At 63.8% G+C, this 12,939-nt stretch carries 11 protein-coding genes and 1 riboswitch; of the genes, 9 read left to right on the top strand and 2 right to left on the bottom strand.

What is annotated here, in order from left to right; translation table 11 throughout:
- The first annotated feature begins 48 nt into the window (after nucleotides 1-48).
- From CJ178_RS26290 to CJ178_RS26265, 6 genes are read left to right on the top strand one after another with little or no spacing between them, the layout of a single operon-like run.
- Complete coding sequence (locus CJ178_RS26290) at nucleotides 49-930, top strand: shikimate dehydrogenase (protein ID WP_033234048.1); 882 nt, start codon at nucleotides 49-51, stop codon at nucleotides 928-930.
- Between the two features lie 44 nt (nucleotides 931-974).
- On the top strand, nucleotides 975-2,927 hold the full coding sequence (locus CJ178_RS26285; RefSeq protein ID WP_179300845.1) for an oxidoreductase: 1,953 nt from the start codon (nucleotides 975-977) through the stop codon (nucleotides 2,925-2,927).
- Nucleotides 2,924-3,748: an aldo/keto reductase gene (locus CJ178_RS26280; protein WP_033234047.1), complete on the top strand. Its 825-nt coding sequence runs from the start codon at nucleotides 2,924-2,926 to the stop codon at nucleotides 3,746-3,748. Before CJ178_RS26285 ends, CJ178_RS26280 begins: the two co-directional genes overlap by 4 nt.
- On the top strand, nucleotides 3,748-4,842 hold the full coding sequence (locus tag CJ178_RS26275) for a Gfo/Idh/MocA family protein (protein WP_045068926.1): 1,095 nt from the start codon (nucleotides 3,748-3,750) through the stop codon (nucleotides 4,840-4,842). Before CJ178_RS26280 ends, CJ178_RS26275 begins: the two co-directional genes overlap by 1 nt.
- Nucleotides 4,839-6,566, top strand: a complete 1,728-nt coding sequence (locus tag CJ178_RS26270; RefSeq protein ID WP_095888344.1) for an FAD-dependent oxidoreductase — start codon at nucleotides 4,839-4,841, stop codon at nucleotides 6,564-6,566. The genes CJ178_RS26275 and CJ178_RS26270 overlap by 4 nt, the downstream gene beginning before the upstream one ends.
- Entirely contained in the window at nucleotides 6,563-7,366 is an 804-nt protein-coding gene (locus CJ178_RS26265) for a sugar phosphate isomerase/epimerase family protein (protein ID WP_020970535.1), read from the top strand. The genes CJ178_RS26270 and CJ178_RS26265 overlap by 4 nt, the downstream gene beginning before the upstream one ends.
- 54 nt (nucleotides 7,367-7,420) lie before the next feature.
- On the opposite strand, the gene CJ178_RS26260 is transcribed toward CJ178_RS26265, so the two are convergent.
- Entirely contained in the window at nucleotides 7,421-8,509 is a 1,089-nt protein-coding gene (locus CJ178_RS26260; protein WP_095888343.1) for a 3-deoxy-7-phosphoheptulonate synthase, read from the bottom strand.
- Nucleotides 8,510-8,743: 234 nt separating this feature from the next.
- Nucleotides 8,744-8,876, top strand: a riboswitch (cobalamin riboswitch).
- Between the two features lie 42 nt (nucleotides 8,877-8,918).
- Between CJ178_RS26260 and CJ178_RS26255 the strand changes: the two genes are divergently transcribed.
- Genes CJ178_RS26255 through CJ178_RS26245 form a run of 3 tightly spaced genes read left to right on the top strand, consistent with a single transcriptional unit; the run spans nucleotide 8,919 to nucleotide 11,796 of the window.
- Entirely contained in the window at nucleotides 8,919-9,965 is a 1,047-nt protein-coding gene (locus CJ178_RS26255; RefSeq protein ID WP_373557491.1) for an ABC transporter substrate-binding protein, read from the top strand.
- A complete protein-coding gene (locus CJ178_RS26250) occupies nucleotides 9,962-11,002 on the top strand; it encodes a FecCD family ABC transporter permease (RefSeq protein ID WP_033234041.1) in 1,041 nt (346 codons plus the stop codon). Before CJ178_RS26255 ends, CJ178_RS26250 begins: the two co-directional genes overlap by 4 nt.
- Nucleotides 10,999-11,796: an ABC transporter ATP-binding protein gene (locus CJ178_RS26245; RefSeq protein WP_095888341.1), complete on the top strand. Its 798-nt coding sequence runs from the start codon at nucleotides 10,999-11,001 to the stop codon at nucleotides 11,794-11,796. The genes CJ178_RS26250 and CJ178_RS26245 overlap by 4 nt, the downstream gene beginning before the upstream one ends.
- Here the strand turns inward: CJ178_RS26245 and CJ178_RS26240 are convergent.
- Nucleotides 11,744-12,859: a DNA alkylation repair protein gene (locus CJ178_RS26240; RefSeq protein ID WP_095888340.1), complete on the bottom strand. Its 1,116-nt coding sequence runs from the start codon at nucleotides 12,857-12,859 to the stop codon at nucleotides 11,744-11,746. The two genes, CJ178_RS26245 and CJ178_RS26240, sit on opposite strands and share 53 nt — an antisense overlap.
- Nucleotides 12,860-12,939: the final 80 nt, after the last annotated feature.

Below are 12,939 nucleotides of genomic sequence, written 5' to 3'. Positions count from 1 at the left end.
TGACTTCGCGCCGCGAGGGGCCGTCCCCACTTATGCAGGAGAAATGTCATGCCTACCGAATCCACCCGTCACCGGATCGGCCTTGTCGGCGCGGGAATCACCACCTCACTCTCGCCGGCGCTGCACTCCCACGAAGCGGCAGCACTCGGTCTCGCCGCCTACAGCTACGAACTGATCGACCTCGAGGCAAGGAACGTCTCGGTCGAGAAGACCGGCGAGTTGGTTCGCGCCGCCGTCACCGGTGGTTTCACCGGGCTGAACATCACGCACCCGTGCAAGCAAGTTGTCGTGGACGCCCTCGACGAACTGTCCGACAACGCCCGACTGCTCGGCGCCGTCAACACGGTTGTGGTCGACAACGGCCGTCTGATCGGCCACAACACCGATCACAGTGGATTCCTCACCGCACTTCAACGCGGGCTACCTGACGCCACCTTGGATCGAGTGGTCCTCGCCGGCGCCGGCGGGGCAGGTTCGGCCGTTGCCTACGCGCTGGCGGCAGCCGGTACGACGGATCTCCGCATCGCCGACGTCGACTCAGAACGCGCTGCCGATGTATGTTCACGCGTTGCCTCGGCTTTCCCTGACACGCGCACAACGGCTTTGGCGATTGGTGAGATCGCCGATAACCTGGCGACAAGCGACGGCGTCGTCAATGCGTCTCCGATCGGTATGGTCGGCCATCCCGGAACTCCGTTCGACCCCGCTGCGCTCCACTCCGGCTTGTGGGTCGCGGACATCGTCTATCGGCCGATGCGCACCGAATTACTCGACGCTGCAATCGCTCTCGGGTGCCAGGTGCTCGACGGCGGCCAGATGCTGGTGGCTCAAGCCTCTGACACCTTCACACTTCTGACGGGCATCGAAGCTGACACGGATCGGATGCGCACCCACCTGAGCGACATGCTCTCCGAGATGGCCAGCGCATGAGCACAGTCGAACACTCACTCTCGCAAACTGCTCCAGGAGCACTGATGAACGCAACCCAACCGTTCGCCGAACCCCTCGACATGGGCAGCGTCCGCCTTCGGAACCGATTCGTATCTGCTCCGATGGAACGCAATTACTGCGAAGTCGACGGCACCATGACGGACGAGTACATCGCATATCTCGCTCGCCGCGCCGAAGGTGGTGCGGCACTGATCTTCACCGAGGCGAGCTACGTGCGCGCCGACGGCAAAGGCCGCATCCGGCAGATGGGCGTCGACGTCGACGAGCGCATTCCCGGTATCAAGAAGATGGCCGACGCGATCCACGCTCACGGCGCCCTCGTCGGAGTCGAACTCAACCACGGTGGACGTACGGCGCAAGGTTCTGTCAGCGGGTTTGTTCCTGTTGCCCCGACACCGATTCCGTGTTTGGTTGTCGGCGGCGAGATGCCAGAACAACTCGACGCCGACGACATCGAGCACATCATCGAATGTTTCGGTGAAGCCGCAGCGCGCTGCCAACAGGCGGGCGTCGACGTCATCTCCCTGCACGGTGGCCACGGGTATCTGATCCACCAGTTCCTCTCCCCTGCTTACAATCACCGCGACGACGAGTGGGCCGACCCCACCTTGTTCGTCAACAAGGTCATCGCCTCCGTCCACGAGCATGCTCCGGGAATCACTCTGGGACTTCGATTCTCAGCCTTCGAAGGCATTGACGGCGGACTCGACGCCGATATGACCCGCTCTCGCATCGACGCCATCGACACCGACCGACTCGATTTCCTCGACGTCTCGGCCGGCAACTACGAAGCGGGACAGTGGATCATCCAGCCCGGTGAATGGTCCCGTGGACTCCTCGCGCCGTACTCCGAGCAGTACCAGCGCGACTTCGACATCCCGGTGGGCGTGGCCGGACGCATCACGTCGCCGGAGATCGCCGCGCAGATCATCGAATCCGGGCAGGCCAACTTCGTCAGCATGGCCCGTACGTTGCACGCCGATCCGGACTTCCCGAATCGCGCTATCGACGGTGGCCGCTACCGCCCGTGCATCGCCTGCAACTACTGCATCGACAGCCTGGCTGCCGGTCCCATTCCCTGCTCCGTCAACCCGTGGGTCGGCCGTGAACTGGATCAGCCTACAAAGCCGGCTGATGCCACCGTGCGGGTCGCCGTCATCGGTGCCGGTCCGTCCGGAATGTCCGCTGCCCGCGACCTGGCACTTGCCGGTCACCGCGTCGACCTGTACGACGAACGACCCAGCCTCGGTGGCGACTTCGCTCTGGCATCGAAGCTGCACGAGTATCCCGAATACGGGCGGATCGTGGACTGGTACCTCGCGGAACTGGTCGAACTCGGGGTGCAGTGCCACACCTCGACCAGAGCTGACGCAGCATTGCTCGCAAACAGTGACTTCGACGCGATCGTCCTTGCTGCCGGTGGGCACGGTCCCGTGACTGACCTCCCCGGCGCGCAGACCCGAACCGTCCGTGACGTTCGCGAGTTCCTGGTTTCCGGAGATCCGGCCCCCGAGGCAATCACCATTTTCGGCGCCGACCGCGAGGCTGCTGCCGTCGCAGACGATCTGCTCCAGAAGGGCACCCAGGTCGTCATGATCGGGCCGCAGGAAACCATCGCACACGACGTCGGCCGACGCGGCAAGATCGTACTGCTGCCGCGACTCGCCGCAAGTGAGAACCTCACGACCTACCTGCGCTCGATCGTCACGAAGGTCGACGCCGATCGGGTCACGATCTCGACAGACGGTGTACTGAGCGAAGTCGACGCCCCCGGCGAGCTGCTGATCTCACAGGGCGTCGAGCCGCGCTCGGAGCTTCTGGCCGAACTACGTTCACTGGCACCACGACTCGGGGTCCATACCGTCGGCGACGCGAGCGGTGACGGCGGATCCATCCATGCCGCACTCGTGACCGCAGCCGACGTTGCCGTCGCCATCACCGCCGCCGCTGCGGCCCGTCAGGAGGTTCACGCATGAGCGCACACACAGCCGCACCGGTGGCAACTGCGTTGCCACCCATCGGACTCGGAACCTGGCCACTGGTCGGTGCCGACGCCACGAAGTCGGTACTCTCCGGAATCGAGGCCGGGTACCGCCTCATCGACACCGCCGCGATCTACGGCAACGAGGACGCCGTCGGCGTAGCGTTGGCGGAGTCTGCTCTACCGCGAGAAGAACTGTTCGTCACCACCAAACTTCGTGGAAACGACCAGGTTTCCGGTGACATCCGCGGAGCGCTCGAGCAGAGCCTGGAACGACTGGGACTGGATCAACTCGATCTGTTCCTGATCCACTGGCCGCTCCCGCGAATCGATCGTTACGTTGCGTCGTTCGAGGCGATGCTGGCCTGCCGCGACGCCGGACTGGTTCGGTACGTGGGTGTGTCGAACTTCCTGGAGCACCACCTGCGCCGCGTCGTCGCCGAAACCGGTGAGGCACCGGCAGTCAACCAGATTCAGATGGACCCGTCGCTCGCGCGAATTCCGGTGCGCCGCGCCAACGACGAACTCGGAATCTTCACGCAGTCGTGGAGCCCGCTCGGCCGCGGCGATGTGCTCGACAACGCCGTGGTCGGGGAGATCGCCGGTCGAATCGGTTGCACACCAGCTCAAGTGGTCCTCGCTTGGCACGTCGCGCAGGGTGTGGTTCCGGTCGCGCGATCAGCGAACCCGACGCGTCAGGCCGAGAACCTGGCAGCACTCGACGTGACCCTCTCCGGCGAGGACATCGAAGCACTGAACAGTCTCGACCGCGGCGAGTCTGCGGCGCGGGACGTCGAAGCAGAGGAACATTTCTGATGACGTTGAAAGTCGGAATCGTCGGCTGCGGCAAGATCGCCGGCAACCATGCCCGAGCCCTGCAACAAGTCCCCGGCGTCGAGGTAATCGGCTGCTGCGATCCCGATCTCGGACGCGCCCAGGAGTTCGCGGCAGCGCACGGCATTCCCGCAGCCGTGAGTTCAGTGGAGCAACTTCTCGCCCTCGGACTCGACGCCTGCACCGTTTGCACGCCGCACCCGGTACATGAAGAGGTAGTCGTGGCCGCTGCCGAAGCGGGTGTACATGTGTTGTGCGAGAAGCCCATCGCGGTCGATGTTGCTGCCGCCGACCGCATGATCGAGGCCGCCGACCGCGCCGGTATCACCTTCGGCGTCCTCTTCCAACGCCGCTTCTGGCCGGCCGTGCGTCGTATCCGGGACGCCATCGACGACGGCCGGATCGGACTGCCCACGCTCGGCGAGGCGTCGGTGATCCTGCACCGCCCATCGAGTTACTACTCGGCCGACGCGTGGCGCGGACGCTGGGACACCGACGGCGGTGGCGTGCTCATGACGCAGGCCGTGCACCAGATCGACATGCTGGCCTGGTTCATGGGCGAGGCTGTCTCGGTCAGCGGCTTCATCCGCACCCACACCCACGGTGAGCACATCGAGACCGAGGACAGTGCGTCAGCTGTGATCTCCTTTGCCTCGGGCGGCACCGCCACCGTCACCGCGACTACCGGTGCCAATCACAACCTGGGCAACCGCGTCTCGGTGATCGGGCGCACCGGTGCCATCGCCAGCGTCCTCGAGTTCCCTGAAGGGCACGAGGGTGTCAACGAAATCTGGACCGTGCCGGGCGAAGTGGAGTTCCAGTCGCGGTACTCCGCCGATATCGACGCCAATCTCGATGTGGGAGCGGTCAATGCGGCACTGACCGACTTCCACACCTTGCAGGTTCAGGACTTCGCCGACGCCGTCCTGACCGGGCGCGAACCCGCCGTCACCGGACGAGACGCCCGCGCGTCACTTGCCATCATCGCCGCAATCTACGAATCGTCACGAACGGGCAAGGTTGTCGAGCTGACATCGACACCGACCCTCGCAACAACTGCCAAGGAGCAGAAATGAGTAGCAGTACCCCCCTCACCTACGACGTGGTTGTCGTGGGCTCCGGCGCAGGCGGGCTTTCCACAGCAATTGCCGCAGCACATGGCGGCGCGTCGGTACTCGTTGTCGAGAAGGCCGACACCTGCGGCGGCGCAACGGCCTGGTCAGGCGGGTGGATGTGGACCCCGCGCAACATGTTTGCCATCGCCGACGGGGTTGTCGAGGATCGTTCGGCGCCGCGGGCATATCTGGAGAACCGACTCGGCGACAACTTCGACGCCGCCAAGGTGGATGCACTCCTCGACGGCGCACCGGAGATGGTCGAGTTCTTCGAACGCAAGACTGCGCTGAAGTTTGTTCCCGGAGCCAAGATCGCCGACATTCACGGCGACACACCGGGAGCCGGCACGGGTCATCGTTCCGTCGGACCGAAACCGGTGAGCTTGCGAAAGCTCGGACCCGACGTCGCGGCGCTGCTACGTCGACAGTTGTACGAGACGTCATTCCTCGGTATGGGCATCATGGCCGGCCCCGACCTGCAGGCATTCTTGCACTCGACTCGATCGCCGAAAGCATTTGTGCACTGTGGTGTTCGCGTGACAAAGCACATGTTCGATCTCGCCACCAAGCGTCGTGGCCAGCAACTCGTCAACGGCACTGCGCTTGTCGGCATGATGCTTCGCTCAGCGCTCGATCTCGGCGTCGAGATTCGGGTGAAAACGTCGGCAACATCGCTGCAGACTGACGACGACGGTCGCGTTGTCGGCGTCCGCCTCGAAGGCCCGGATGGTGCGTACTCGGTAACTGCCACGCGCGGCGTCGTACTGGCCACCGGCGGCTTCGCCCAGGACATCGACCGCAGACGTGAAATGTTCCCCCGTACCCCCACCGGAAACGAGCACTGGTCACTCACTCCGAAGACAACCACCGGCGACGGCATCACCCTCGGCGAATCCGTGGGTGGTCGCCTCGACCGCACTCTTGCCTCCCCCGTCGCGTACTGCCCCGTCTCCATCGTTCGCTACCGGAACGGCAAGGAAGGTGTGTTCCCGCACATCCTCGACCGCGGAAAGCCCGGTGTCATCGGAGTTCTCGCGAACGGCAAGCGTTTTGTCAACGAAGCACTCGGCTACCACGACTACACCCTCGCGATGGTCGAGCAGGTTCCCGAGGGAGACGAGGTGTGCTCATGGTTGATCGCGGATCAGCAGTACGTGCGCTACCTCCCGCTGGGCATGGCCAAGCCCCTGCCGATCCCGATCCAGCCGTACCTGCGCTCGGGATACCTGACACGGGGTCGCACTGTTCGCGAACTGGCGGAGAAGATCGGCGTTGATCCGACGCAGTTGGAAAAGACAATCGAGGCATTCAATGTCGGGGCCGTGGCCGGTGAAGACCCCGAGTTCGGTCGCGGCACAACGCCGTTCAACCGGGGATCCGGCGATACCGCCAACCCCTGGCCGAACCCGTCGCTCGCACCCTTACAGAAGGGTCCGTACTACGCGGTGAAGGTGGTGCCGGGCAGTTTCGGTACCTTCGCCGGGCTTGTCACCGACTCGTCGTCCCAGGTGCTCGACGACAACGACCGCCCCATCGAGGGATTGCTCGCCGTCGGCGTCGATCAGGCCAACGTGATGGGCGGGCACTACCCGTCCGGCGGCATCAACCTCGGCCCGGCTATGACGTTCGGTTACCTGGCAGGTCGGGAACTGGCCGGAGCCAAGACAGTTGGAGCGCACGCATGACACTCTCACTCGGACTGGCAGCCCTCACAGTGCTCGATACCGCACCGATGCAGCACGTCGACTTGGCGGAAAAACACGGCTTCGACACCATCGGCATCCGCCTGATGCCCGCGGCACCAGGTACGACGGCCTACCCGCTGCACGAGGACAAGCAGTCGTTGGACGAACTGGTGCGTCGACTGGATGATTCACCCGTTGAGGTATTCGACCTCGAAATCATCCGCCTTGCAGCCGACTTCGACCCCGCCGACTATGTTCCGCTTCTCGAAGCGGGTGCACAGCTCGGAGCCAAGGCCGTTCTGGTGGGCGGCGACGACCGCGACCGCGCTCGGCTCACGGACTCCTATGCCCGCCTCGCGGAACTGTGCGCGAACTACGGCATCGTCGCCTCGCTCGAATTCATGCCGTGGACTGCGGTGCCCGATGCGCGCGCTGCCATCGAGATCGTCTCGGCGGCAGATGGTCCGGCTCGGAGCGTTCTCGTCGACGCATTGCACACCGACCGCTCGGCGACAACGCTGGAGGATCTTGCGTCCATCCCGCGCGAGTGGCTGCACTACGCCCAGATGTGCGACGGTTCGACCCCCGCTCCCACCGATGACGCAGAACTGATCCGTCACGCCCGCGAAGAGCGTCTGGTGCCCGGCACCGGCGGCATCGCCCTGGCCGACATCTGGTCGACATTGCCTGCCGGACTGCCGGTCAGCATCGAATTGCCCAACGAGCCACTGCGTCAGGCCGTCGGCACGGATGCGTGGCTCGAACGCCTGGTCACGGCCACGCGAGAAGTACTGGCCTAGCGGCCCTGTGCGCCTTTCTGGTAGTTGGCGCTACCAGAAAGGCGCACGGGGGCGTCAGCCCCTACGGCTGGCAACGGCCTGCGCCAGACGGTCCAACTGCGCTGCCGTTGTGGACCAGTCGATGCATGCGTCGGTGATGGACTGACCGTAGGTGAGTTCGTCCGCCTTGCCCAAGGTCAGGTCCTGACGACCGGCCTCGATGAAGCTCTCCAACATGACACCCGCGATTCCCTGCTCACCGGCGGCGAGACGAGCTGCGATGTCGTCGAGGACGATGACCTGACGCTCGTGATCCTTGCTGCTGTTGCCGTGGCTCGCGTCGATGACCACGCGCTCGGGCAGGTTCGACTTACGCAGGCGGGCAAGGGTATCCGCGACCGTCTCGGCGTCGTAGTTCGGTCCGTCGCTGCCACCGCGCAGGATGACGTGGCAGTCGGGGTTACCAGCCGTACGGATCAAGGCAGCCTGACCGTCGAGGTCGGTTCCGGGGAACACGTGGCTCGCTGCCGCAGCGCGGGTACCGTCGACGGCTACCTGCACGTCACCTTCGGTGGAGTTCTTGATGCCGACCGGCATGGACAGTGCACTGCACAGCTGACGGTGAACCTGGCTCGCAGCGGTCCGAGCGCCGATCGCGCCGTAGCTGACCAGGTCCGCGATGTACTGCGGCATGATCGGGTCGAGGAATTCACAGCCGACGGGCAGACCGAGGCTCGACACGTCGAGCAGCAACTTGCGGCCGATACCAAGACCGGTGTTCACGTCGTAGGTGCCGTCGAGGTGGGGATCGTTGAGCAGGCCCTTCCAACCCAGCGTGGTGCGCGGCTTTTCGAAGTAGACCCGCATGACGATGTGCAGGTCGTCCCGCAGTTCTTCGGCCTTGGCAGCCAACCGGCGGGCGTAGTCCATCGCAGCTTCCGGATCGTGTACCGAGCACGGTCCGACAACAACGATCAAACGGTCGTCGTCACCGTTGAGGATGTTGATCGTGTCGGCACGGCCGGTCCGCACGGTTGCGGCCGCGACCTCGTCGGGTGCGTGCTGAGCTCGGACGGTCGCCGGCGAAACCAGCGGACTGATACTGACAGTGCGCTGATCGTCGAGGCTGTCCGATGTGGCTGTGGTGTCGATGGTGACAGTCATGGGGTTTCGGTTTCCTGTTCTCAGGCCGACCCCAGAGATGAAGTGAACTCCAGCGAGCCGGTCTGTAATCCGGCTCTTGGGTGGAGGTTGTCAGCGCGTGGTTACGCCGGCAGGCCCACCCGGGGCCGGCCTGCTAAACCAGAAATAGACGCGCTGCATGTCGGCCACGATACCTCGAGTGCTGACGAGGTCAATTCCACCCCTGTGTTTGCGAGGAGAAACCAGCACCTCGTTATGGTTGACGTGGCCGTTCGTGCGGCCACGATCGGCGAGGGAACCTGGTGCAAGTCCAGGGCTGACGCGCAACGGTGACGAACCTTCTCGAGGGATCGAAGTCCGGATACTCGCTGATCGAGCACGGCGAATTCTCGGCTCCGCGATCGAGCCCTGAGCAAGGAGTTCCCTCTTCATGCGTTTTATGCGCTTCACCTCAGCAGTTGTTGCCACCTCGGCTCTCGCGTTTGGTCTGGCCGGCTGCGGCGCCTCCGACGACTCCGTCACCGCGAGTGACGCCAGGTCGTCCAACTACCCCCTGACCATCGACAATTGTGGTCGACAAGTCACTATCGACGCACCACCGACACGTGCGGTCTCCCTCAACCAAGGCTCAACGGAGATCCTGCTGTCCCTCGGTCTCGCAGACCGCATGGTCGGCACCGCGACGTGGACCGATCCCGTTCGCGAGAACCTCGCAGCCGACAACAATCGAGTCCCGCGCCTTGCCGACAACAAACCGTCGTTCGAGGTTGTCCTCGACACGGAACCCGATTTCGTATCGGCGTCGTTTGCCTCCACGATTGCCGAGGGCGGCGTCGCGAGCCGAGATCAGTTCGCCGCGCTCGGCGTACCGACGTACCTCTCGCCCACCGACAACGGCTGCGACGGCAAGGTGTCCTCGGCGTCGAATGCGGACGGCGCTCGCACCGAACCGTTGAAGATCGAGACTGTCTACCAGGAAATCCGGGACTTGGCAGCAATTTTCGACGTGCGTGATCGAGGTGAGCAGTTTGTCACCGAACTACAGGATCGATTCGCGAAAGCGTCCGATTCCGTCGATGCGTCCGGGGTCTCACTCGCATTCTGGTTTGCCGACACCATGACTCCGTACATGGCTGGTTGCTGTGGCTCGTCCGGAATTATCACGGAATCTGTTGGCGCGGAGAACATCTTCGCCGATACGACGGACGAATGGCCCCAGGTCAGTTGGGAAACCATCCTCGATCGCAACCCAACGGCCTTGGTGCTCGCGGACCTGAGTCGGCGCAGTATCGACGGTGACGCTCTGGCCAGCAAGATCGCTTTCCTCGAATCCAACCCTGTCACCTCGCGTCTGCAAGCTGTGCAGGACAAGAAGTACATCGTTGTGAACGGCGCCGATCTCAACCCCTCGATCCGCACGATCGATGGTGTCGAGAAGACCGCTACCGCGCTGCGTGACTGGGGCTTGGCCAATTGAGCACGCGCACTGCGCGTCTCGAATCCCGGTCAACTCTGGGAGTGCTGTTCCTGATCGGTTTGGTGGTTCTCGGATTCTCGATCGCGCTGGCGATCACGATCGGCCCGGCCAATCTGTCGGTTCGCGACGTCTACGCCGTGGTGCTCGAGCATTGGGGTGTCGGATCGTCCGGCGTCAGCCGCATCAAGGACGGCATAGTCTGGGAATTGCGGCTTCCCCGAACACTCTTGGCTGCAGTGTGCGGTGCTGGGCTCGCATTGTGCGGCGTCATCATGCAGTCGCTGCTCCGTAATCCACTGGCCGATCCGTTTGTTCTCGGAATTTCGTCCGGGGCTTCGACCGGTGCGGTGATGATCGCGGTGCTCGGCATCGGCGGCGGCGTTATCTCGCTGTCCGCCGGTGCATTTGCCGGGGCCGTCGTCTCGTTCGGCCTGGTGATGCTGCTTGCTGCGGGCGCAGGCGGTGGCACGTCCCGCGTGGTCTTGGCAGGTGTTGCAGGCACACAATTGTTCTCGGCACTCACGTCGTTCATCGTCATTTCCTCCGCCGACGCCGAGCAGACCCGAGGCGTCTTGTTCTGGCTTCTCGGTTCGTTGGCCGGTGCCGGCTGGACGGACGTAGTTCTGTGTGGCGCAGTGGTAGCCGTCGGAATCCTTGTGTGTCTCGCCCAGGCACCGGCGTTGGACGCCTTCACTTTCGGCAACAACGCCGCCGCGACGCTCGGAATCCCGGTGCAGCGCGTTCGGCTGCTCCTTCTCACCATCACCGCGCTGATCACGGCCGCATTGGTCAGCGCTGCCGGGGCGATAGGTTTTGTGGGACTGGTGCTTCCGCATGCGGCCCGGTTTCTGGTTGGTTCGAGACACAGCCGTTTACTCCCTGCCACGGCGCTGATCGGTGCGATTTTCATGGTGTGGGTGGATGCCATCGCGCGTACTGCGTTTGCGCCCCAGGAGATTCCGGTCGGTGTTGTGACGGCCTTGATCGGCGTCCCCGCATTTGCGGTCATCCTGTTCCGCATGAGGAGAAGCGCATGAGCCTCGCAGCACACGACATCGTGTGGCACCGCGGAAAGAACCTGATCCTCGATCGGGTGAGCGTCGCCGCGCAACCGGGTGACACCATCGGGATCCTCGGCCCCAACGGGTCCGGGAAGTCCTCACTCATCAGCATCCTGGCTGGAGTCACGTCTCCGGACTCGGGCGACGTCACGCTGGGCGGCAGCAGCATCAGCAACGTTCGCCGACGCACCGTTGCCCGGAAGATCGCGGTGGTCGATCAGCACGCCCACACCGAGGTCGACATCAGCGTGCTCGACGTCGTGAGGCTCGGCCGCATTCCACACCGCACACTGTTCGGTTCCGGCGAGGAAGCCGACGACGACGCAATAGATCAGGCGCTCGCCGATACCGGCATGACGTCGATGCGACGACGCTTGTGGCACACGCTGTCCGGCGGGGAACGCCAACGCGCTCAGATCGCCCGCGCACTGGCTCAGCAACCGGACGTGCTGCTGCTCGACGAGCCGACCAACCACCTCGACATCTCACACCAACTCGACATCCTGTCACTGGTGTCGACGCTGCCGGTGACCAGTTACATTGCGCTGCACGACCTCAACGTGGCGGCGATGTTCTGCAACCGTCTACTGGTGCTCGAACGCGGACGGGTGGTTGCGTCGGGTACACCGACCGAAGTGCTGACCGAAGAACTGGTCGAACAGGTCTACCGAGTCCGAGCAAAAGTCACGATCGACCCCGACGACGGCTATCCCTCGGTCAGCTATCGTCCGCAGCGACTTGGAGCTGAAAAGATCTCAGACCCTGTGTAACTCCGTTGATCTGTAACTCGACGGAATGAGTACCCGCGTAATACCGTCGCGTGCTGATCGGCTTGAAGGAATGCCGCTTGGCTACCTTCGCGCTGGCACCGGGCTCGAGAGAGCGCGTGGTCAGCTTGAACACCTTCGGACTGGTGAGTCCGTTGGCCTTGACGTGATGGACTATGTAGTCGATTGCCACAGTCACGGACTCACCGCCGTTGTTACTCACCGCAAAACCGAATGCGATGTCTCCGCCCAGATCGACAGCGTCGCGATCGATCACAAAGTCCGAGATCACGATATCCGTGGGTGCCGCAAAGCCCAGCAGAGCCAACGCATCGACGTCGCCGGCTTTCACCAGGCTGCGCAGTGCATGGCGAACCACTTTGGGCGTAGCCGCGTCGGGATCACCGAGCCAACGCTTGGCGATCGATACCGCCAATGCAGCGTCCGCGCGACTGAGGTCGTTGAGATGATTGGCGACAGATCTCCGCACGTATTCCGAGTCGTCGCGGTACAGCGCGTCGAGAATCGAGACCGTGGACTCCGGGTGCTCCGTCAACGCCTTCACCCGCCTACCCCATGGCAGACGCATCCGGGTGCCCTCACTGGCGAGGCGTCGAACATGCTCGTCCTGGTGATCGGTCCATCCGAGAGCGATCTCCAGCGCTCGCGCGGGATTCGCGTCGAGAAAGGTCCGGATCGCAAATTCGCTCGTCAGACGCGAGGTCAGTTCGGCGAGTAGCGCCATACCATCGTCGAAATCTGTATTTCGGCCACTGCGCGTGGCGATCACTGCAACAGCTTCCGTGACCGGCCAGATCATCCAGCCCGCAAAGGCCTCGTCGCGCAACGCCAGCCGGATTACCTCGGCAAAGCGCGGAAACTCCTCGGGTAGGTCGGACATCATCGCGTCTCGCACCACACGAGTGCGCTCACCGAGACTGAGGCCGTCAAAGCCGGATGAGCTCTCGCGAACAGCGGCCAATCGCGTGCGTCCCGACGCTTGTTCAAGGCACAGGGCAAGATCGGCGACTACGGAGGCTCCGAGCAGTTCATCAGCGGTGGGCATGCGCGAAGGGTACAACCGGGGTCCGACACGACCGTAGCGTCGGCGCCGGTTAGTGCTGTGCGCATCGGTCCAGTTACAGA

The sequence above is a fragment of the Rhodococcus sp. ACPA4 genome (assembly GCF_002300185.1).
Lineage (GTDB): Bacteria > Actinomycetota > Actinomycetes > Mycobacteriales > Mycobacteriaceae > Rhodococcus_F > Rhodococcus_F globerula.
The sequence above is the reverse complement of the archived record's forward strand: the minus strand, read 5'-3'. Positions and strand labels throughout refer to the sequence as shown.

Coding starts and splice junctions, on each gene's coding strand:
- CJ178_RS26290 (WP_033234048.1), top strand. CDS start 49: ATGCCTACCGAATCCACCCGTCACCGGATCGGCCTTGTCGGCGCGGGA.
- CJ178_RS26285 (WP_179300845.1), top strand. CDS start 975: ATGAACGCAACCCAACCGTTCGCCGAACCCCTCGACATGGGCAGCGTC.
- CJ178_RS26280 (WP_033234047.1), top strand. CDS start 2,924: ATGAGCGCACACACAGCCGCACCGGTGGCAACTGCGTTGCCACCCATC.
- CJ178_RS26275 (WP_045068926.1), top strand. CDS start 3,748: ATGACGTTGAAAGTCGGAATCGTCGGCTGCGGCAAGATCGCCGGCAAC.
- CJ178_RS26270 (WP_095888344.1), top strand. CDS start 4,839: ATGAGTAGCAGTACCCCCCTCACCTACGACGTGGTTGTCGTGGGCTCC.
- CJ178_RS26265 (WP_020970535.1), top strand. CDS start 6,563: ATGACACTCTCACTCGGACTGGCAGCCCTCACAGTGCTCGATACCGCA.
- CJ178_RS26260 (WP_095888343.1), bottom strand. CDS start 8,509: ATGACTGTCACCATCGACACCACAGCCACATCGGACAGCCTCGACGAT.
- CJ178_RS26255 (WP_373557491.1), top strand. CDS start 8,919: ATGCGTTTTATGCGCTTCACCTCAGCAGTTGTTGCCACCTCGGCTCTC.
- CJ178_RS26245 (WP_095888341.1), top strand. CDS start 10,999: ATGAGCCTCGCAGCACACGACATCGTGTGGCACCGCGGAAAGAACCTG.
- CJ178_RS26240 (WP_095888340.1), bottom strand. CDS start 12,859: ATGCCCACCGCTGATGAACTGCTCGGAGCCTCCGTAGTCGCCGATCTT.